Here is a 21,360-nt window from a genome sequence, read left to right on the forward strand (position 1 = left end):
CGATCGGAACTTTGTAAGAGGTGACAAATGACATAGAGGAGGAATCTCGCGATGGTAGTCCGCAGCACGGCGGCACCCCCAACCCCGTGGTCAAGGAATTTAGCTGAACCCGAAATCCATGAAACCGCCTTTGTACACAAATTTTCCAATTTGATTGGAGATGTACGTCTAGGTGCAAATGTAATCGTTGCTCCGGGGACGACGATTAGAGCGGATGAAGGCACACCTTTTTATCTTGGTGAAAACACTAATGTCCAAGATGGCGTTGTGATTCATGGGTTGGAGCAAGGTCGAGTAGTTGGCGACGACGAAGAGAAATACTCGGTGTGGATAGGCAAAAATGCTTGCATTACCCACATGGCTCTAATTCACGGACCAGCTTATGTTGGGGACAATTCCTTCATTGGCTTTCGCTCCACAGTGTTTAATGCCAGGGTAGGTGCAGGCTGCATCGTGATGATGCACGCTTTGATTCAAGACGTAGAAATTCCCGCAGGTAAGTATATACCTTCAGGAGCAATAATTACCACCCAGCAGCAAGCTGACCGCTTGCCAGACGTGCAAGATCGGGATAAGGAATTCGCTCATCATGTGGTTGGGATTAATCAGGCTCTACGAGCTGGTTATCTCTGTGCTGAGGATACAAAATGCATTGCGCCGATTCGGGATGAAATTGCTAAATCTTATACAGGTAATGGTATTACTGTTTTAGAGTTGGAAAGGAGTAGTAACGTGGCAAGTAATAGCTTGGGTGCAGAAACAATAGAGCAGTTGCGGTATTTATTACAGCAAGGATATAAGATTGGCACGGAGCATGTAGACCAAAGACGGTTCCGCACAGGTTCTTGGACTAGCTGCCAGCCAATTGAACCGAGATCTTTAGGTGAAGCGATCGCTTCTTTGGAAAGCTGTCTGAGAGACCACGGCGGCGAATATGTGCGGCTGTTTGGCATTGACAAAGGTAGACGGCGGGTGTTAGAAACCATCATCCAACGTCCCGATGGTGAGGCAAAACCAGCCACCAGCTTTAAAGCTCCTGCTAGTTCTAGCAATGGCAGCTACAGCAGCAACAACCATAATAGTAATAGTAATGGTAACGGCTCTGGCGGCGGCAAAGTTAGCAATGAAACTGTAGACCAAATCCGGCAACTTTTGGCTGGTGGTTATAAAATTGGCACTGAACACGTAGATGAACGCCGCTTCCGGACTGGTTCTTGGAGTAGTTGCAAGCCAATTGAAGCAACTTCGGCAAATGCAGTGATTTCCGCTGTGGAAGAGTGTATAGACAACCATCAAGGCGAGTATGTGCGTCTAATTGGTATTGACACCAAAGCCAAGCGGCGGGTGTTAGAAAGCATCATTCAACGTCCCAACGGTCAAGTAGCTTCCTCTGGTAATCAGCAGAAATCTTCATTTACTAGCAGCGGTGGGTCTTCCAAAACTGCAACAGCTACAAGTACTCGTTTAAATTCCGAAGTAGTAGACCAGCTAAGACAATTGTTGGCTGGCGGATATAAAATTAGCGTCGAACACGTAGACCAGAGACGCTTCCGTACAGGTTCCTGGACGAGCACTGGTCAAATTCAAGCCTCCTCAGAAAGAGAAGCGATCGCAGCCGTAGAAGGACACCTTGGCGAATACCAAGGAGAATATGTCCGCTTGATTGGTATTGACCCCAAAGCCAAGCGCCGGGTATTAGAAACGATAATTCAACGTCCGTAGTTTATGGGAATAGGGACTGGGGACTGGTGACTGGGGACTGGGGATTGGGGATTGGAGCAGATGGGGAGATAGGGGAGATGAGCAGATAGGGGAAAAGGTTGCAGCAAGTCTTTCCCCTTTGCCCCTCTGCCCCTTTGCCCCTCCGCCCCTTTGCCCCTTTGCCCCTCCGCCCCTTTGCCCCTGTGCCCACTCCCCACCTGAGGTTAAATTTCCATGTCTGTGCCGCCACTGCGCCTCAGCAATAACTTTGATTCTTACATGAGTGGTGAGGTGACTGTTCATCCAAGCGCGGTACTCGCACCTGGGGTAATACTCCAAGCAGCTGCAAACAGCAAAATCGTTATTGGCCCGGGGGTCTGTATTGGCATGGGGTCGATTCTCCAAGTCCATGAAGGAACCCTGGAGGTGGAAGCAGGCGCAAACCTGGGAGCCGGTTTTTTGATGGTTGGCAAGGGGAAAATTGGAGCAAATGCTTGCATTGGTTCGGCAACAACAGTTTTCAATTGTTCAGTTGAACCCGGACAAGTAGTTCCACCTGGTTCGATTTTGGGAGACACCAGCCGGCAAATTGCTGAAATAAAACAACTCGACCCATCCCCAGAGAACCAAGCTTCTACAAGCAGCCAAGAAAGCAATAATGGCTTAGGGGAAGGTGAAGAAAAGGTAATTTCCTCAACTAACTTCTCGGCATCGGCTTTTGTGGAGTTAAAAGGGCGATCGCTTTCTTTCTTTAAATCTTCCCCTACTCCAGAAAGCAAATCTCCTTCACCCCCAAAGCCTGACAATGACGCCCAATCCAATTTGCAACCAGCCCCCGAAGAGTCTACAGAAAATAACTCTAACCCCGATGGAGCAGCCACAGAATCCCCTAATAGCTTCGGGACTCAAATTTATGGGCAAGGCAGCATACACAGATTGTTGACCACATTGTTTCCCCATAGACAATCCTTGAGTGACCCAAACTCTGACGATTAGTCCGAGTAAGTGTTAATTGTAAGTTAGTTGTCAGCTTTTTCCGTAACTTGGAAAATTCACATGGAAACATTTAATCAACGGTCTATGAGTACCATGCATTCATCGGGTCATTTCGACGACCTCAAAGATACTGCCTTGGGTTTAGTTTCTACCCTCAGCTTCCCAGCGATCGTTGGGACGGCGGATATGATGCTCAAATCTGCTGGAGTTCACCTCGTTGGCTATGAAAAGATAGGTAGCGGTCATTGTACCGCGATCGTCCGGGGTGGAATTGCTGATGTACGTCTTGCTGTAGAATCAGGTGTCCAAACTGCTGAGCAATTTGGCCAGTTGGTTTCTAGCTTAGTGATTCCCCGTCCTTATCCCAATTTAGATATAGTGCTTCCCATCACAGCCCGTTTCACTAAATTGATGGAGGAAGGGAGTCACAGCCGTTTGAGTAATCAAGCAATAGGTTTGGTAGAAACGCGAGGATTTCCAGCGATGGTGGGTGCGTGTGATGCCATGCTAAAAGCTGCCGATGTCCACTTGGCAGCCTATGAAAAAATTGGTGCGGGTTTGTGTACAGCGATTATTCGTGGTTCCGTAGCCAATGTTGCCGTAGCAGTGGAAGCAGGAATGTTTGAAGCAGAACGCATTGGGGAATTAAATGCAGTGATGGTGATTCCTCGACCCCTAGACGAAATGGAACAAACCTTGCCATTAGCAAGCTGCTGGATAGAACAAAACCAACCGTTAAACTTGCCAGTGAATATTAAAGAGCAAGTTGCCGAAATCGAAATGTTAAGATTACCAGATTTAACTAAGCTACCAACAAAAATTGCAGAAGAATTATGGAATGATGAATGATGAACAATGAATTGTGAAAAGCCCACATTCACTATTCAACATTCACCGTCAGCTAGAAGGCATCTTACGCTTTTCTTATTGTTCTGATAATAGCTTCTTGAATCCAGAAGTCAAATATTTTTCTTTGAATAGCGATAATAGAGTTTTATCTATAATAAATAAAACTCCTGATTTTTTATAACCATCGCTATATCATCTGTAACTGTTCAGTAATGTCTAGATATAAATCTATGAATCGCTATTTACAGGAGAACTACCCTTGAATCAAGCGACGCTGCACCAGTTAAAAGTCTTCGAGGCAGCGGCACGGCACAGTAGCTTTACTCGTGCTGCTGAGGAATTGTTTCTCACCCAACCTACCGTTTCTATGCAGATTAAGCAACTGACAAAATCGGTAGGATTGCCATTATTTGAGCAGGTGGGAAAGCGGTTGTATTTAACAGAGGCAGGAAGGGAATTATTTGCTACTTGTCGGCAGATTTTTAATGATATAGCCCAGTTTGAAATGAAGGTGGCAGATTTAAAAGGGCTAAAACAAGGGCAACTACGGTTGGCAGTAATTACAACAGCAAAATATTTTATCCCACGTTTGTTAGGGCGGTTTTGCGAACTTTACCCAGGAATTGATATCTCGTTACAAGTAACGAATCACGAACAAATTTTGGATCGGATGGCTCAGAATCTTGATGATTTATATATCATGAGCCAAATTCCAGAGAATATGGATATAACTTGCCAACCATTTTTAGAAAACCCTTTAATAGTCTTTGCACCAATTAATCATCCTTTATCCCAAGAAAAAAATATTCCGATACACCGCCTGTCTGAAGAACCTTTTATTATGCGGGAACCAGGTTCAGGAACTCGTGGTGCTGTCCAAAGCTTATTTGATGAACAAGGAGTGAAGGTCAAAGTTAAGCTGGAATTAGGAAGTAACGAGGCAATTAAACAAGCGATCGTAGGTGGTTTAGGAATTTCTGTTTTATCTCGTCATACTTTACTATTGGATGCGTCACAGTTCAGCATTTTAGATGTCCAACACTTCCCCATTCATCGAAATTGGTACATGGTTTACCCATCTGGTAAACAGCTATCTATCGTTGCTCGTGCCTATTATGATTATTTACTCGCTGCGGCGAAGAATATTGTAGAGCAAAATGCTACTTATAACTATAGTACGGTTGAAGCAACTCACAGATAAATATTTTGAATTCCCTAAAGGGGTTGACGCTAAGACCCAGAAACATTAACAATTAACCAGCAGAACCATTCAAAATGGGGGAAAACTGGCAGTGGTTAACCCGGAAATACAGTCTTGGCGCAAAACAGTACAAAGCGAAATTGTAGCTGTTACAGTTTACGCTGATAGAGCGTTGGTTACACGACGAGGTGTAGTTTCTTTAACAGGAATTGAACGGGAATTAGTAATTACCCCAGTGCCCATGACTCTAGAAACTGAGTCTGTGAGGGTTAGCGGTACGGGTACGGTAGGTGTGCAGTTGCAGGGAGTGAGTAGCGATCGCATTTACACTACTGAACCAGTGGGAGAACGTGTAGCACATTTAACCAGGCAAATTCAGCAATTAGAAGCAGAAAAACGCCATCTACAAGCGCAAGTCGATGCTTTAGCATTGCAATCGAGTTTTATCGAAGGCTTACGTGAAAAAACAGAAGAACCTTTTTCCCAGAGTTTGTCGCGGAAAAATTTGAGCTTGAGCGAAACTTTAGACTTTCTCAATTTTCTCGGAAGCCAGTATAGTGAATATGCGATCGCATCTGGAGAATGCAAAGCCCAACAGCAGGAATTAGACAAACAACTGCAAGCACTTTACACCTCACTGCAAAAAATCCAAACACCGCATCCTAAAGAAAGTTTGAGCTTAGTTGTAGCAGTTGAAGTTACAGGTGAAGGCGAGTTTGAACTGGAAGTATCATACTTGGTGAATCGCGCCAGTTGGACTCCGTTATATGACTTGCGCTTTAGCACCACGAGCGATATCGTGCACTTGAGTTATCTTGCAGAAATTACTCAAAGCAGCGGCGAAGATTGGATTGGTACGAGTCTCACCCTTTCTACTGCAAAACCTGGATTAGGTACACTACCACCCAAACTTGAACCTTGGTATATTGATACCCCACGTCCACAAATAGCGCGACAACGACGAGCTAGATTTGCTGCACAGCCACCACTGCTGCCTAGCATAGCAGCTCCATCTGGTGAAGAAAATTGGCAAGAACAAGACGAAGTTACAGAGGATAATCTCATTGCAGCCGAAATTGTTGTAGCGGAAGTATCTAAAGAAGGAAGTGTAGTTACTTTTAAATTAAATAGTGGTGGTAACATTCCTAGTGATGGCGCACCTCATAAAACAACAATTTTTCATGATGATTATCCTTGTAACTTTGATTATGTAGCAATGCCGCGCTTGGTAAGCTTTGCTTATCTGCAAGCGAATGTGAAAAATAGTCCCAACGGTGCAACTTTGTTACCAGGAAAAGCCAATATTTTCCGCAACAATGTTTTTATAGGCGCTACTGGGTTAGAGAATATTGCACCAGGACAAGAATTTAAACTGAATTTAGGGATTGATGAAGGTTTAAAAATTGAGCGTGATTTAGTCGAACGTCTGGTAGATAAAAGATTAATTAGCAACCAGCGCCGGATTACTTATAGTTATCGTTTAATAATTACAAACTTACTTGACAAAGAAGCAAATCTGAAAGTAACCGAACAATTACCAGTTAGTCGCAACGAGCAAATTAAAGTCCGTTTGATTCGCACTAACCCGCAAATTCAACTTGGTGAAATGGGTATTTTAGAATGGCAGTTAACTCTTGCATCACAGGAACGGCGAGAGATATATTACCAATTTAATGTTGAACATCCGCCAGAGTTAATGGTAGTTGGGTTAGATATTTAAAATCAAGGTAAGTGTTGAGCAGAAAGCGTCGCACAAAATGGGGACGAATAATGAACCGCCAAGATAAATGCCTTCTCTACAAGACACTATGTGAACGTGGAGCATCTCGTAGATAATTGTAGGTTGGGTTGCGTGCCTCAAGCCAACCTACGCCTAAGTTTAGTTACAGGAGATTACAAAGCAGTAAGGTACAGATAATCGTAGGGAACCGCTACCCGTGTACTTTTCTTGGTGTCAAACCTTGTTAATTCTGAATTCTGACGTTAGCGATCGCAAAGGTGTTTATCTTCATTACTAAGATTGTTATTATTCTTGAGATAGTCGCTGACATAACGGCAAGTTTCTTTCAGCAAATTATTTAAATCTGAAGTTTGAGTTTTAATTTTATCTAAATTCCACAATCGAATAGTTAGATCTTTGGTGTTACCTACCGAGACAAGTTTCTTGCCATCAGGGCTAAAATCTGCACTCCACACCCAATCTTTATGTCCTTGAAGAGTATGTAGTAATTTACCAGATTTGTCCCATATTTTTACAGTGTTATCAAAGCTAGCAGAAGCAATTAACCGACTATCTGGACTAAACTTAACACTGATAACTCTTTCTTGATGACCTGGATAGAGTGTAAGATACTTCGGTCGAGTTTTACATAAATTACTATCTATTTTCAAAATTCCTATCTTGCCATCATCACTGGCAGTAGCAATCATTTTGCCATCTGGACTAAAGGCAACCCCATTGACTTCACTAGTGTGTCCTAACAATGTTGTACATAAAGTACTATTTAATAACCAGATTTTAGCAGTTCCATCATCGCTCGCAGTGGCAATCATCTTGCCATCCGGGCTGAACTTAACATCTACAACATTGTCAGTATGTCCTACTAGAGGTCGTAAAATCTCTCTTCCATTAAGATTCCAAAATTTGACAGTTTTATCACCACTAGCTGTAGCAATGGTTTTGCTATCAGGGCTGAAGGTAGGATAGAACACTAATTTTTGATGTCCCTTGAGAATTTTACGCAAAGAACCATCGCTATTCCAGAGCTTAACGGTTTTATCTCCGCTTGCAGTGGCTAACATCTTGCCATTAGGGCTAAAACTGACGCCATAAACTTCTGCTTCATGCTTGAGTGCAGATTTAAACATTCCATCTTTCCAAATCTTGGCGGTTTTATCCTCACTGGCAGTTGCGAACATACTATTATCTTTGGGGTTAAAAGCAACGCTCCGAATTGCTTTATTGTGTCCTTGAATGGGCAGAGAATTAATATTAACCTGCCAAACTTTTATACTTTTGTCTGTACTACCAGAAGCCAGGAATTTGCCTTTTGGGCTAAAACTAATACTAGTGAATCTACCACCAGGGCCATTGAGAGTAGTACGCAAAGTACCATCTAGATTCCAAAGCTTAATAGTTCCATCCCAACTAGCTGTACCTATTGTATTGCCGTCTTGACTAAAACTCACATCAAAAACTCGATCGGTATGCCCTTGAAGAGTAGTACGCAAAGTAGCATCTAGATTCCAAAGTTTAACCGTTTTATCAAAACTGGCTGTAGCAATAGTCTTACCATCTGGACTGAAGCTAACGCTATTAACCTTGTCTGTATGACCTTTAAAACGTTGAATGATACTACCATTTAATCTCAAAAGTTTGGCATCATCATCTGTTGCGATCGCAATCATTTGAGCATTGGGGCTAAAACTTACACTATTGACCGCACCTTTTTGGATCTTTGTTGATTTGTAGTTACTCATATCCCAGAGTGTAACCCCCTCAGCACTAGCAGTCACAAGAGTTTGGCAATTTGGACTCCAGCTTATTCCCAAAACTGCACTATTATGCTTCAACGTTTTAAGTTGAGACACACCATCTAAACCCCAAATTTTGACAGTTTTATCGGCACTCGCTGTAGCCAGCATCCGACCCTGAGGACAAAAACTGACATCAAAAACCTTACCATCGTGTTGCATGGCTGCTCCAACCATACTGCCATCTAGATGCCAAAGTCTGACCGTTTTATCTAAACTGGCACTGGCAATGAGAGTTCCATCAGGACTGAAGCTCACCCCATAAACCCAATCTGTATGTCCTTCTAAGCGGTTGTATTCTTGTATTTCATTAACTGCTTGTTGCAACGTATTGACAATTTGTTGATATATTGTATAGTCTCTCCAAATCGCTCGCTGAAGTTTTTTGCCTGCTCTCAAAGCGTATATTAAAGCCTCAAATTTTTGGTTCGCTATTGATAGCTTTTCAGAAGAAACATTTAAGGCGCTAATTTCATTTTTTTCTGCTTTTTGTCTTTGATTTTCTGTTAACAACCATGCAACTGCAAATGTTACAGCAAAAACACTAGTTATTGCCAAACTAACAACTACAAATACTTTTTTGCGTTGTCTAGTTAGGCGTTGTTGCTCTTTATTTTCCCGGTCTTGCAGTGCTAAGCTAGCTTGAATATATTCCCGTTCTGCTATCAATTCATTTGGACGTTTTTGGAACCATTCTTCTGCATCAGCTAAACGTTTGGCTCGTAATAATTCACTATCATCTCGCCCACTACGATCCCATTGCCGCATTAGAGTCCGTAATCCCTCCTGCCAAGTACGGAATTCTCGGTCTTGTTCAATCCACTGGCGTAAACTTCCCCATTCTCGAATTAAGGCTTCGTGGACAATTTCCACGGTTTCTTTGCCTGTACTTTCATTACGTCCTGTAACTAGTAAACGTTCGGAAGCGAGGTGTGTGACTAAACTCCAGTTTTCTTCCCCCACTTCCACCGATGTGGCAACGCGACGTGTATCTTCAGTTCCTTCGCCTGCCCGCACCAACTGAAGGAAAATTCGCCGTGTCTGTTCCTTTTGCACTTGATTTAATTTGCCGTATACCTTTTGTGCGTAAACAGCTAAAGCCGCTTCGATGCCACCAATGTCATCGTAAGCTGCATGAGTCAGCTGAATGTCTCGCTGTTGCGCCCAGAGTTGATGTAGAGCAAATTCTAATAATGGTAAGTTGCCTGGTTCACAACTGATGGCTTCTAAAATTCGTTCCGTTAATCCTTCTTCAATCGTTACCCCCAAAAGGGCTGCTGGCTTTTCTACTGCTGCTTTTAGTTCTTCCCGGTTCATTGGGCCAAGTTTGAGGTCAGCATACTGTAAGGCATCAGCAAATGGGCGGTAAGAGAGTGCTTGTCCCACAAAGTCAGCTCTGAGGGTGATGACAAAAGTAAAATCCTGAGAATTATTGGTTGCTTTTAGTAATCTATCTAAGAAAAGCTGACGTTCTTGTGGTTCTTGAACTGAGGTGTAAAGTTCTTCAAACTGGTCTGCAATCAGCAACAGGCGAGTGCCTTTTTCCCTAACAATCTGGTCTACTATATTCCGCAAGGCATCATTTTCCTGTTGTAAATAGTCTGCCATTTTTTGGATTTCTCGTAGGCGATCGCTTTGACTCATTTGGGGCGAGGTGTGTAAAATCAGTGCAGCAGCTAGAGCATGGAGAGGTCGGTCGCCTGGTCGAAAAGACACAATCTGCCAGTTGCGATGGCGCAGGCGCTCAACCAGACCAGCAAATACCACTGAAGATTTACCACTGCCGGACGGGCCAATAACGGCAACCAGTGGCTTTTCCATACTTTCCACCAGGATATTTGTAAAAGCTTCCCGTCCAAAAAAGAACAGTGCATCTGACTCGCAAAAGGCTAACAAGCCACGATACGGACAAAGATTAGTGGGACGCCGACCTAACTCTTGCCAAGTCATCGGCGCAGTCGCAGGATTTTGAAAAATTACTGGTAACCAACTAGCACAGGGAAATTCATTCTCTATACCTTGCAGCTTTTCTCTTGCTTCTCGTTCTGCTAAATACAAAGATTTACCACTAGCAAATGTTGGCAGAAAATAAGTTAAAAACTGTTGTGCTACGGCATCCAGCACTGGTTCCCGCATTACAATAACTTGGGGAATCTGCAACTGTTGTAGCTCAAACATTAATCCCATGCCATCACAGGAGTTGAATATTGCTAGCTGCAATCCATTGTCAACGGCATTTTTCAGAGCATATTTGAGTTCTTCAATAGTTAAGCTCTCTGTCTGATTGATATAAATGTGGCCTTTATCATCCTCGGTCTTGCTATGACCTGCGAAAAATAGGATGTCCCATGGTTGCTTCCATAGATATTCGTTGATGTCTTTACGTTGCGGCTCTACTAGAAAAGTAGTTTCGGACTCTGGTAAATTTTTTAGCACCTGTTGGTCAGTTTGAATATTTATCCCAGATCTATTACCTAGAATCGCTAAAATTTTTACCTTAGTTTTTAATGTGGGTGTTTTTGCTTTGATTGTTGGTTGTGAATCTGGCGCACTTAAACCCACTTCCACAAAAGAGTTATTATCAACCAAATCCCATAGATGCCAAGGAAGTTTCAACAGCGTTTTATTCAAAGTGCGAATCAGCAACTGCACTTCGTCATCCGGGGTAAATTGTAGGAGGCATTGGTCGCGGATAGGGCGAAAGGAGTTTGATAGTAGCCATTGATTGAGATGCTCACGCAACTCACTATCTGATTTTTTGCAATTTGAGATCCACTCAGCAATGGAAGTGTCGTAAGTAATTTTACCTGCTTTCATGCGGGTAGAGTTTTGCAAACTTCGATATGTAGACCGCCACTGGTCAATTGCTGTTGCTAGTTTTGGGTTTAAAGGCAGATAGCCAGTAATTTCCGTACTGGGGCGATTATCCTCTTCCTCTACCCTCAGCGTCACCCGTACACCTTTTTCTAGGTCGCCATCTAGCTTTAGGACAAGTAGCTTCCTCATTTCCAGCACCCAATAAAATTGTTGCTTTTTTATCAAAAAGAAAATAGCATTAATGCCGCAGACCTTAAATGTAATTCTTTGAAAATTGCTACTCTCTATTCTTTATTCAGTGCTGAATGGGAATTTTATGCTGAAGTTCCTCTTTGACAAAAAAGTGTACCCCATCTGGTAGGAGTTGCTTGTTTTTTGTTGGGGTTTAAATTCGGATCACAAAAGCGTATTTCCGACTTCTAACTTTGGACTTATTTAATAGTATCTATGAGGATAAAAATGGCTGAAAATACGAATCAAGGGACAGCTTTAACACAACAATGGTTGACAGAAATTCAGGCACTCAAACAGCAGATGGTGGAACTTCAACACGATCGCGATGCTGCTTGGGAAAGTGCCCAAAAATGGCGTCAGCTTTATAACACAGAAGCAGAACAACGACGCACAGATGCCCAATTATCGCAACAGGCGATCGCATCTCTCAAGGCAGATTTGCATAAACTCCAAGGTATTGAGACAAGGACGCTACCTGCTACACCAGTCACAGCGATCCAAGAAGAAATAGCCCAATTACAATCTGTCGAGGAATTGCAAACTAAACTGATGGCTGCAATCAAAGAACGCGATCGCCTTTTGCAAGCTTTGAAGACTGAACAGGAAAACCACACTCAAACTCGTAAAAGTCTTACTACCGCTTTGGGCGATGCGATCGATAGCTTAACACGCGAGCGAGCAGAGGCCAGGGGGCAAGGGGCAGGGGGACAGGGGTAGGTTTTTTAAATTTCGCGTTTTGCTGGACGCGGGGAAATATTTCGGAATGTAAAAAACCTGCCCTTTCGAGGGGCAGGAAAGCAGAGGTGATTAACGAAGGCAGGAGGCCGTTTTTGTAACGAGGATTTATACAGCATTCCAAAAACTTTTCGCCTTAAAAGGCTGTCTTCTCTTCGAGACGCTCCGCGAACGTAGCGGGACGAAGTACGGTTTTAGACCCGATTGTTTCGATAATTAAGTTTGATTTGTGATTGTATGCATAATTAAATCTTTTAATACAGATGTACCCACTGAAGCTGCTAACCCAAAAAACCAAGTTTGAAACGAATTAGCTGACTTATATGCATTTTTATTAGTGGCGTTGCTATCTGGTGTATTTGGTACAACTAAAAACGATAGACCGCCTCCAATTAGCATAGTTATAGCTATTGGAATACTAGATATTAACCACGTTAATAAACTTGCTCCGGGAACAATATAGATATTAACAATACTTCCTAACCAGATTAGAATTGCGATAGCCCTCAAATGTCGAAATCGATTTACTTTAGCAGCACAACCACTAATCAAAAAAGCTAAAGTGAGAATAACGAAATTAAACAGAGCAATTGTCGGCAACATTTCTTCAAAAGAGAGGTTAGGCATTGCAAATCCTAGCAAAACTCCCACAATAAAGCTAAATACATTTATCAGAACTACATCACGAATAATCGCCATCACTAAATCTCCGATTATCGAGTATAAAACTCATTACTAACTGGAACTACATAGCGCAGTTGGAATTTTACGGATGAGATTAATTGCAAAATGTCAGAGTTTTTAAATATCTAAAATTCTCCGAAAAAAGTTTAATCATATATATCCTGACTAGAGGGACTTTCGAGCGCATTAAAGATATTTTGTTGAGAACAAAGTTTGATTTCTCCGGAATATTGCAATGTTGATTGGTAGCTAAATTTGTCAGCCAATCAACAAAAACTGATGAGGTAATCTTATGAACCCTTTCTTTAATGGTGTAGTTCGTGGTCTTGCTGGTCAAGCTGGTCGAGTTGTTGCTGGTATAATTTTTACAGGTATTTTAGGAGCGTTTGGTATCGATAACGAGCAAGATTTTCAGGCAGATTCTGAGGTAGATACTCAAATAGATTCTCAAGATAATTCTGATTTTATAAATGAAGATACAGAGGTTTAAAATAATTAGTAACTAATAATTAGTAATTTGTAATTTTGTCTTTTGGTAGAAATTTACAAGGAATTTAAGACCAATAAATATTGGTTTTTAACCCAAGTCGGTGGGCTTTGTTTATATAGCCGCAGCTGTGCCCGCGCTAGTAATTAATTAGATTTTTCAAATATCCTCTGTGGGTTTGCAAGTAGAGACGTTGCATTGCAACGTCTCTACTTCTGTTGGAATAGTGAAAAATCGTAGCGTCTAGCCCCCAGGGTTAAAAAACATACAATTTTTCTTGTGGGGTGGACATCTTGTCCGCCCGAAGCCTTGGGCGGGCCAGACGCCCACCCCACAAAATTGGATAATTTATTTCTTAGTAATCCCTAAAACCACTAGGACTTAAGGAAAAATCTCTAAAAGCTAAAATCCCATTGCTTCGGCTACTGCTTTGAGTTCTGCTGGAATACCTTGTTTAAATTGGCTCTGATTATGTTTAATAGCTGTATCTGGGTCTTTTAAACCGTTGCCTGTGAGGACACAAACCACTGTCGCCCCTGTAGGAATTTGGTCTTTTACTTGTAATAAGCCAGCTACAGAAGCGGCGCTAGCAGGTTCGCAGAAGATACCTTCTGATCCTGCCAAAAGTCGATAAGCGTCCAAAATCTCGGCGTCGGTAACGGCGTGGAATTTTCCCTGACTGGCAGATTGGGCAGCGATCGCCAATTCCCAACTAGCAGGGTTACCAATACGAATTGCTGTGGCTATGGTTTCGGGATTTGCCACTGGCTGACCGTGTACTAAAGGTGCTGCGCCTGCGGCTTGGAATCCCATCATCTTCGGTAGGCGATCGCACTTTCCGGCTTGATGATATTGACAAAAACCCATCCAGTATGCTGTGATATTTCCCGCATTACCTACGGGAATACATAGCCAGTCTGGGGCATCACCCAGCACATCGACGATTTCAAAGGCTGCTGTTTTTTGTCCTTCTAGGCGGTAAGGATTGACCGAATTTACCAAAGTGATGGGATAGTTTTCGGCCATCTCGCGGACAATTTCTAAAGCTTGGTCAAAATTACCTTTAATTGCCAATACTTGTGCCCCGTAAACTAAAGCTTGGGCTAACTTCCCTAATGCCACATAGCCGTCGGGAATCAGCACAAAAGCACTCATCCCTCCACGCTTAGCATAAGCGGCGGCGGCAGCTGAGGTATTGCCGGTGCTGGCACAAATGACTGCTTTTGCGCCTGCTTCCTTGGCTTTGGTAATTGCCATAGTCATCCCTCGGTCTTTGAAGCTGCCGGTAGGATTGAGACCATCGTATTTGACAAATACACGTACTTGTCTGCCAATGCGTTCTGCGATCGCCGGCACTGGTATTAGGGGCGTGTTCCCCTCTAGCAGAGTCACAACTGGCGTTGTTTCGCTAACAGGCAAGTATTCGCGATAGGCTTCTATCAGTCCGGGCCAAGGTTGGCGATAAGATTTAGCAGCAGACAGGCTCAAAGTCACGGGATTTAAAGTTTTTTATTAGGGGTTAGGGGCTGGGGACTAAGGACTAGGGATTAGGTACTAGGAATTGGTTATTCCCCAAGTTTCCAATCCCCAATACCCAGCCCTAAATTCCAAGAGAATATTATTCAGAATATTATTTTTTGTACTGCAAAGCGTCTTACTTGCGATTTTTATTTCATTGAGAATGTCAGTCTATCATAACGAGTGAGCAGTTAGTCATTAGTCATTAGTCATTCTCCTCATTCCCCAGTCCCCAGTCCCCAGTCCCCAATCCCCAATCCCCAGTCCCCAGTCCCCAGTCCCCAATCCCACCAATCTGGAACAGAGCCATTACGATCGCCGTCCCTTATGGGAGAACCCGAAACCTATTAAACTAAATGATGAAAAATACACAATAATTTAACAAACCTTAAAATAGGCTTATTATAATATTTCTAATGGTGTGAGTTTAATTTGCGGATTTAATTAAAGATGCCTACTTGTTTATCCAGTGTTTCCGATCGCGAGTCCCAAGCCAGTTTGGTTACCAAGTTAACCAAGTCTTACTACCAAGACGATCAACAAGCTAAATTTATGCATTTACAAGCAGAGGTAGACTCCCTGTTGCAGCAGTTGGAAAGCCTCAAGCACCAACGTTTAGCTGCAACTAGCCAAAAAGAATAACTCAGTTTTTTAAATAGCGATGTCTACGATGGTCACTGAGCTTGTCGAAGTGCGGGCTACGCCAACGCCATCACCTTTTAAGATTAAATTTTGGTAAGTGCGTGTTATTCAAAGCGCTGATTCTTCTGTGACCAGCGCTTGAGACTATATTTGTCGGCGTTTTCTACTAGTAAAGCTAAAGATTGCACGCCTGAAAGCTTAGCGATGGCAGATAATTTTTGAAAGGAATTTTCTTGAAAATCTGTATAAATAACTTCATCGGTGTCAGACAAGATGATGGTACGGTCAGGCGATTGATTTGTGTTTTCCTCGCCAGTTCCAGGTTTATTCAAGGATGCGATCGTTGCTGCTGAAATCGTGAGTATTATTTCCGGCTGAGCATTATTTGTTAAATCAATCACTTGAACAGGCCAATCACCTAACTTTTCTTGCATCTGTTCAAAGCTAGGAATAGCACCAGGCGGAACTTCGCCAGACTTTTGTAAAGATTTCCACACACTCGATAGTATTACCTTGACTGCTGACGAATTTTGTGCATAAAGTTCTCTGAGAGTAATCGGAAATGGTTGCACCCATTCCAGTGCTGCATTGCTCAGGGCTAAGGGTTTCGGTTGAAGAAAATTGTTTTGATTCTCCGGAATTTTTGGTGCAGCAACTAGTAAGCGCAAAACTTTATTTCGTAGTTGCACCGCTTTGATAGTAGCGATGGTAATTTGCTGTTCTCCGTTTGGTAGCCAGACCACTATCTGCATTTGGGAGTCAGAATTAATTCCCAAGGTTTCCCAGAAAAATTTTGCTCTTGAAGCTTTGGGTGGGTTCAAATTCTCAAAAGGAAAATTTAGCCAGCGTTTTCCATCCGAAAATGAACTCACCTGCACCTGATACCAAACTTGGTTATCTGTAAGTTTCAAGTCTGCTGTGGAATTTGGTTGTAGCCAATCACTGCTAGTAACTTGAGTGATTGGTTGTACTGTACCAACAATTTGACTGGGGTGGGATATTTCCAACTTTGTAGCCTCACCATTGAGTTTTGCTAACAGACCTTGAATATAAGCAAGACGATCTTTAGTAATTTGTGGTTGTGTCCCCAACCAAGAATTAGCAGCTTCTTGCCCCCGTTGGACTGCTAATATCAAGGCGAACCAAGCTTGCACTTCTTGTCTATTTGGGTTCACCCGCAATGCTGCTGCTGTGCGATTCCACAAGCGTTTTTCATCGCCTTTGAGTAGAGTAGCAATCTCTTCGACATTATGTGCCGACTCTTCAAACACCTGTAAAGCTTTTTCCCAGCGTCCATCAATTAAATCTGCCAACACTTGTTCGCTAGGACTTGCCCAACTTTTCTGGGCTTGGGATTTAGTCACTTGGGAGTGCAAGCGAATTAAATCCATTTGGGCTTGTGCTGTCTCTGGTAATCCTTTACGCTGTTTTTTGATAAATTTTAACCATTCAAAAGCTGGTGTCCAGAGTCCGCTACGGGCTATTGACAAAGCATTTTGGTACGCAGAATCCTTGAGGACTGCTGATTTGAGGTTAATTGCCTCCAATTGAATTGGTTTGAGGAATAACTTCAGAGGCTTGACTTGGTAAACCTCCAAGTGCGGTTCTAAACCTAGAGTTTGATCGATAACTAACTCTTTTGTCGCATCACCAGTCACCTGCTGCCATTTGGGCAATTGCCCGTTGGGACTCGTCCAAGACAACATTAGTTGTAAATTGCTGCGTTCTGGATTGTAGTATATGATGTGACCGTAAGCCAACCCACCAGTTCCCTGTTGGCGTTCACCCCGCAAATTAAACCAAACCCCTGGTGATGGTGTTTGGCCTTCAAAGCGTTGTACTTTAGTTAAAGGTAGGGGAACACTGATATCCTGCGATTCTAATGTTGTATCAGCCAAGGAAGAAATCACAAAAGATTCTTCTGGTCCAGTTATTGGTAATTGAGTTTCTAAGTAGTAATAATTTTCCGACTCAGACTTAAACTCTAACTCTTGTGAGCGTTGATAAACCCTGATTTCAACGAGTTTTTGACAATCAAATTCACAATTAGCACGCTGCTGAAAAACTGGCATAAAAAAGGAGTTTTTCATACCTTGATACAAAGGTAGAATTTCCCCGACTATGAGGTTTTTTTTACTTAAATCGAGTTCAATCTGTTTAAAGGTTTGGGGACGCTCATGTTTACCCAGAGGAATTTGTGCCCATGTAGGTAAAATTTTATTCAGCCAGCTTATTTGATCTGGATTGAAGATGAAGAGAACACTAATCCAGGCAAAAGTAATAATTAGACTAGCACTACTCAACAGAATTGCGATCGCTAGCGTTGATGACAACCAACTTCCCCGTTTTGGTTTTTCAAGCGTTTTTTTTACTACGCGTTTCCTCGCACCAGCAGGAGGTTGATTTAGTTTAGAAGTTTTTGGCGTCAACTTGCGCGAGCGTTTTGCCATCGGTGGGTAGTGGGGATTGGGGACTGGGTAGTGGGGATTGGGGATTGGGGATTGGGTATTAACTATTGTTTATTAGTTATTGGGAAGACATTTTCCCAGTCCCCAGTTCCCATTCCCCAGTCCCTATTCCCTAATAGTTATACTCGCCCTTTGTGAAGTTGCCCAGAAGGATTATGTCTAATTTTCTACAAAATACGTAAATTTACTCATGTGAGGGTCAAAGGATCGCGAATACACTCTTCACTTAAGTATGTGAGCAGAGTATAAAAAATTGAAAGGTAGACTTATTAGCCGCAGCAATAGCAAAATCTGGATGCTCGCATGGTTACTCGTTGCGGGAGTCAACACAGTTGTAGAAAAAGCGATCGCTATTCCCACGGAGACAGAAACTACTCAGAATTCACCAGTTAAAGGCGACATTATCCCCTCATCCCCCTCCCCAGTAGATCCGATGGCACAAGTGACATCGGTTTCTCAACTCAAGGATGTACAACCGAGTGATTGGGCTTTTGGTGCATTGCAGTCTTTGGTGGAACGCTATGGTTGCATAGCAGGTTATCCAGATAGCAACTATCGCGGTAATCGCGCCTTAACTAGGTACGAATTCGCTGCTGGCGTGAATGCTTGTTTAGATAGAATCAATGAGTTAATTGCTACGGCAACGAACGATTTACTGAAGCCCCAAGATTTAACAATATTACAAAGATTACAGGAAGAATTTGCGGCTGAATTAGGAACTTTACGAGGTCGTGTTGATAGTTTAGAAGTCAGAACTGCTGAAATTGCAGCCAACCAATTCTCAACAACAACTAAACTCAGTGGATTATTAATAGTTGGACTTCAAGGACGGACTAACAATCGTGGCGATGTTAATCCTAGAGATGGACAAAAAGATACAGATGATGGTGGAACAAATATTAATGTTATTTCCTTGGCGCAGTTATATTTAACTAGCCAAATCACTCCTCGTAGTTATTTGTTCACAGGTTTGTTAGCTGGTCGGGGTGGTACTACACCGAGATTTACTAATAGCGTTTCTCGGAATGATGTTTTACTTGGCTACGAATTTCCTACAGATAGTTTGATTGTCAGTGACCTCAATCTTCATTGGTTGGTAACAGATAAATTAGCAGTGATGGTAGGAACAGAAGGCGTAAGTATGCCAGCTGCTTTTAGAGGCCCAAATCGGGTAGAAAGTGCTGCAACAGGACCACTGTCTTATTTTGCCCAAAGAAACCCAATTTTAAATACGGGATATGGTCACGGTGGTATTGCTATTGATTGGCAATTTGCTAAACGCGCTAGTTTGCAGGCAATTTATACTAGTTATCAACCAGGAAATCCCGGTCAAGGTAGCGGTTTATTTGATGGAAACACTACTACAGGCGTACAATTGTTGCTGACACCAACTGATACTATAGATTTAAGTTTGTATTACGTTAATAATTACTCTTCGGATGGTTGTTTACTAACCTTTGTTGGCGATGAATGCTTAACTGCGGTTAATAGCACTACCGGAAGATCGGCACCGCTACAAACTAATGCTGTAGGTGCGACTGTAACTTGGCAAATTTCTAAGAGTATTAGTGCAGGTGCATGGGGTGGTTATACTAAATCTTATATTCCAGGGCAACCGGGAAATGTTGAAACAACAAATTATATGGTGTTTTTGAATTTCCCTGATTTATTTGCCAAGGGTAATTTGGGCGGAATTTATGTCGGACAACCTCCGAAAATTACTAGTAGTAATTTACCTGTAGGAAATAATGTCCCCGATTTTATCAATAGTGGTTTGGGACGTGCTGGAGGACAACCAGGGACGACGACTCAAATTGAAGCATTTTATCGTTTTCAGCTAAATGATAACATTAGCATTACACCAGGCATTATTCATATTTTGCAACCGGGCCATACACCAGATAGTGACTCAGTTACCATAGGCATTCTGCGGAGTACTTTTACTTTTTAATGTAAGAGTCGAGAATCCAAAATTATGCTATAGGACTAGTATTTGATTTTTGAAATTACTCGTAGAAGCAGGGAACAGGCAATAGGCAATAGGCAATAGTGAAGAAGGGGATTAGAAGTCTACGGATTTTTTCAGAAATGAAACCGGATTCCTATATATCTTTTCCAATGACTGATGCCCCATACTTTGGCTTCTCTACGAGACGCTAGGCAAACTTGTGCTGAGCGGCTTGTCTTGAGCGTTCGCGCAGCCTCTCGTAGAGAAGGAAGTCGAAGTACGCTCATTACAAACAAGTGCTCCATGCCCTATTTTCAAGAGATATAAAAAAGGTTTGGTGGTGAACCAAACCTTAATATAAATCCAGTGCATAACAACATCCCGAATTAATTTACTCATGATTATATTCATTGGGCATCTTCCTATAGGAAGTATTCAAATATCCTCAAACCTGATAATACACTTCTCTAGTATCACTGAATACTTGAAACAGAAAATTGTTCTGTCATAGCAGAAAGCATATGACAGAACAATTTAGATGCTAATAAAATTTTCTAAAAGCCTTTTATGATATATAAAACACTTTGATAGCTCTCTAAATCATCCTTAAGAAGGGAGACTTTGAGAGTCATAGTCTTCTCTTTTTAATGGGGGTTAGAGGGGATCTCTATAGAACCTAATACTTTACCAATATCTTCTCAAGAGTGCTAGTGACAATTAGCAGCCAAAATAAAAGACAGGATGATATTCATCCCGCCTAAATAGCTTGAAAGTGGTAGCAAACATTGGAGTCTAGAAAAAATAACACAAATAAAATTTAATAGGTTGAAAAGCTAGCAAATATCATCAACTCAAAGAATGGTAACTTACTACATTCTTTGTGATTAAATTATTGCTATTCAAATTATCATACCATAAATCACTTTTAATGTAATGCCAAAATGCCAAAAATTAGGAATAAAAAGCACGGATTTTAGACCGTGCTTTGTATAATAAGTAAAAACATCTTGGTAATTTCTGCAATATATCAAAATACCAGAATGTCAAACTGCCAAATTGCCAAATGTCTATCAATCATGGACGAGTATTAATTTCTATATATTTGTAAATTTTCAGATGTTATAAAATTTACTATAAATAAAAATTAGTAGCTACTTAAAAAGTCTATAGTAAGTAATCCCCTTTGATTATTGAATTTATTTTCTTAACCTAGAGAGTGGGTAGAGACGCGATTAATCGCGTCTCTACGGGAGTACGAAATAGGGAATCAGCTTTTTTGAAGTGTAGGTCGTTTTTTCACAAATAAAGTAGAAGTCCTATAGTTATGAATTGCTAAGAATAAAATATAGTTTTATGTTGTCGTTAATCAAGCTCTAGGGCAGATAAAATATTTTTGATTGTGTTCATTTTGAATAGTATTCAAAACTGGCGATCGCCCCCGTTAAAGCTCAAGCCTTTGAAAACTGCGTAGCTTCCCGCTTTCTTACGAAACCTTCTAGCTTGAAAAATAGCTTAGGGCGGAGGTAGGCAGCAAGATATGTTGCTG

13 protein-coding genes are annotated in these 21,360 nt (G+C 42.0%); 9 read left to right on the top strand and 4 right to left on the bottom strand.

The window, feature by feature from the left end; translation table 11 throughout:
- Positions 1-51: 51 nt before the first annotated feature.
- The 5 genes from ACM0OY_RS19815 (at position 52) to ACM0OY_RS19835 (ending at position 6,467) form a co-directional block, all read left to right on the top strand.
- Positions 52-1,722 carry a ribulose bisphosphate carboxylase small subunit gene (locus tag ACM0OY_RS19815; RefSeq protein WP_414570559.1) on the top strand — a complete coding sequence of 557 codons (1,671 nt, stop codon included), beginning with the start codon at positions 52-54 and terminating at the stop codon, positions 1,720-1,722.
- Between the two features lie 213 nt (positions 1,723-1,935).
- Positions 1,936-2,697, top strand: coding sequence for a transferase (locus tag ACM0OY_RS19820; protein WP_414570560.1), 762 nt, complete (start codon positions 1,936-1,938; stop codon positions 2,695-2,697).
- Between the two features lie 60 nt (positions 2,698-2,757).
- A complete protein-coding gene (locus tag ACM0OY_RS19825; protein WP_414570561.1) occupies positions 2,758-3,546 on the top strand; it encodes a BMC domain-containing protein in 789 nt (262 codons plus the stop codon).
- 259 nt (positions 3,547-3,805) lie between these two features.
- Positions 3,806-4,747, top strand: coding sequence for a LysR substrate-binding domain-containing protein (locus ACM0OY_RS19830; RefSeq protein WP_414570562.1), 942 nt, complete (start codon positions 3,806-3,808; stop codon positions 4,745-4,747).
- Positions 4,748-4,838: 91 nt separating this feature from the next.
- Positions 4,839-6,467, top strand: a complete 1,629-nt coding sequence (locus ACM0OY_RS19835; protein WP_414570563.1) for a mucoidy inhibitor MuiA family protein — start codon at positions 4,839-4,841, stop codon at positions 6,465-6,467.
- Between the two features lie 263 nt (positions 6,468-6,730).
- On the opposite strand, the gene ACM0OY_RS19840 is transcribed toward ACM0OY_RS19835, so the two are convergent.
- Complete coding sequence (locus tag ACM0OY_RS19840; protein WP_414570565.1) at positions 6,731-11,287, bottom strand: eIF2A-related protein; 4,557 nt, start codon at positions 11,285-11,287, stop codon at positions 6,731-6,733.
- Between the two features lie 270 nt (positions 11,288-11,557).
- On the opposite strand from ACM0OY_RS19840, the gene ACM0OY_RS19845 reads away from it, so the two are divergent.
- Positions 11,558-12,049: a hypothetical protein gene (locus tag ACM0OY_RS19845; protein WP_414570567.1), complete on the top strand. Its 492-nt coding sequence runs from the start codon at positions 11,558-11,560 to the stop codon at positions 12,047-12,049.
- A gap of 234 nt (positions 12,050-12,283) precedes the next feature.
- Here the strand turns inward: ACM0OY_RS19845 and ACM0OY_RS19850 are convergent, their stop codons facing one another.
- On the bottom strand, positions 12,284-12,766 hold the full coding sequence (locus ACM0OY_RS19850) for a hypothetical protein (protein ID WP_414570568.1): 483 nt from the start codon (positions 12,764-12,766) through the stop codon (positions 12,284-12,286).
- 277 nt (positions 12,767-13,043) lie between these two features.
- Between ACM0OY_RS19850 and ACM0OY_RS19855 the strand changes: the two genes are divergently transcribed.
- Positions 13,044-13,241, top strand: coding sequence for a hypothetical protein (locus tag ACM0OY_RS19855; protein WP_414570569.1), 198 nt, complete (start codon positions 13,044-13,046; stop codon positions 13,239-13,241).
- A 399-nt stretch (positions 13,242-13,640) separates the two neighbouring features.
- On the opposite strand, the gene thrC is transcribed toward ACM0OY_RS19855, so the two are convergent.
- Positions 13,641-14,732 carry a threonine synthase gene (gene thrC / locus ACM0OY_RS19860; protein WP_414570571.1) on the bottom strand — a complete coding sequence of 364 codons (1,092 nt, stop codon included), beginning with the start codon at positions 14,730-14,732 and terminating at the stop codon, positions 13,641-13,643.
- 474 nt (positions 14,733-15,206) lie between these two features.
- Between thrC and ACM0OY_RS19865 the strand changes: the two genes are divergently transcribed.
- Complete coding sequence (locus ACM0OY_RS19865; protein ID WP_414570573.1) at positions 15,207-15,398, top strand: hypothetical protein; 192 nt, start codon at positions 15,207-15,209, stop codon at positions 15,396-15,398.
- A 104-nt stretch (positions 15,399-15,502) separates the two neighbouring features.
- Here the strand turns inward: ACM0OY_RS19865 and ACM0OY_RS19870 are convergent, their stop codons facing one another.
- Complete coding sequence (locus tag ACM0OY_RS19870) at positions 15,503-17,848, bottom strand: hypothetical protein (RefSeq protein WP_414570574.1); 2,346 nt, start codon at positions 17,846-17,848, stop codon at positions 15,503-15,505.
- A 313-nt stretch (positions 17,849-18,161) separates the two neighbouring features.
- On the opposite strand from ACM0OY_RS19870, the gene ACM0OY_RS19875 reads away from it, so the two are divergent.
- Positions 18,162-19,817 carry an iron uptake porin gene (locus ACM0OY_RS19875; protein ID WP_414570577.1) on the top strand — a complete coding sequence of 552 codons (1,656 nt, stop codon included), beginning with the start codon at positions 18,162-18,164 and terminating at the stop codon, positions 19,815-19,817.
- Positions 19,818-21,360 lie beyond the last annotated feature (1,543 nt).

This window comes from Nostoc sp. CCY 9925, assembly GCF_963920935.1.
Lineage (GTDB): Bacteria > Cyanobacteriota > Cyanobacteriia > Cyanobacteriales > Nostocaceae > Nostoc.

What these genes read in the sequence shown, in the direction of transcription:
- ACM0OY_RS19865 (WP_414570573.1), top strand. Translation starts at nt 15,207, where the DNA reads ATGCCTACTTGTTTATCCAGTGTTTCCGATCGCGAGTCCCAAGCCAGT.
- ACM0OY_RS19855 (WP_414570569.1), top strand. Translation starts at nt 13,044, where the DNA reads ATGAACCCTTTCTTTAATGGTGTAGTTCGTGGTCTTGCTGGTCAAGCT.
- ACM0OY_RS19840 (WP_414570565.1), bottom strand. Translation starts at nt 11,287, where the DNA reads ATGAGGAAGCTACTTGTCCTAAAGCTAGATGGCGACCTAGAAAAAGGT.
- ACM0OY_RS19850 (WP_414570568.1), bottom strand. Translation starts at nt 12,766, where the DNA reads ATGGCGATTATTCGTGATGTAGTTCTGATAAATGTATTTAGCTTTATT.
- ACM0OY_RS19875 (WP_414570577.1), top strand. Translation starts at nt 18,162, where the DNA reads ATGCTCGCATGGTTACTCGTTGCGGGAGTCAACACAGTTGTAGAAAAA.
- ACM0OY_RS19870 (WP_414570574.1), bottom strand. Translation starts at nt 17,848, where the DNA reads ATGGCAAAACGCTCGCGCAAGTTGACGCCAAAAACTTCTAAACTAAAT.
- ACM0OY_RS19820 (WP_414570560.1), top strand. Translation starts at nt 1,936, where the DNA reads ATGTCTGTGCCGCCACTGCGCCTCAGCAATAACTTTGATTCTTACATG.
- ACM0OY_RS19845 (WP_414570567.1), top strand. Translation starts at nt 11,558, where the DNA reads ATGGCTGAAAATACGAATCAAGGGACAGCTTTAACACAACAATGGTTG.
- ACM0OY_RS19815 (WP_414570559.1), top strand. Translation starts at nt 52, where the DNA reads ATGGTAGTCCGCAGCACGGCGGCACCCCCAACCCCGTGGTCAAGGAAT.
- ACM0OY_RS19825 (WP_414570561.1), top strand. Translation starts at nt 2,758, where the DNA reads ATGGAAACATTTAATCAACGGTCTATGAGTACCATGCATTCATCGGGT.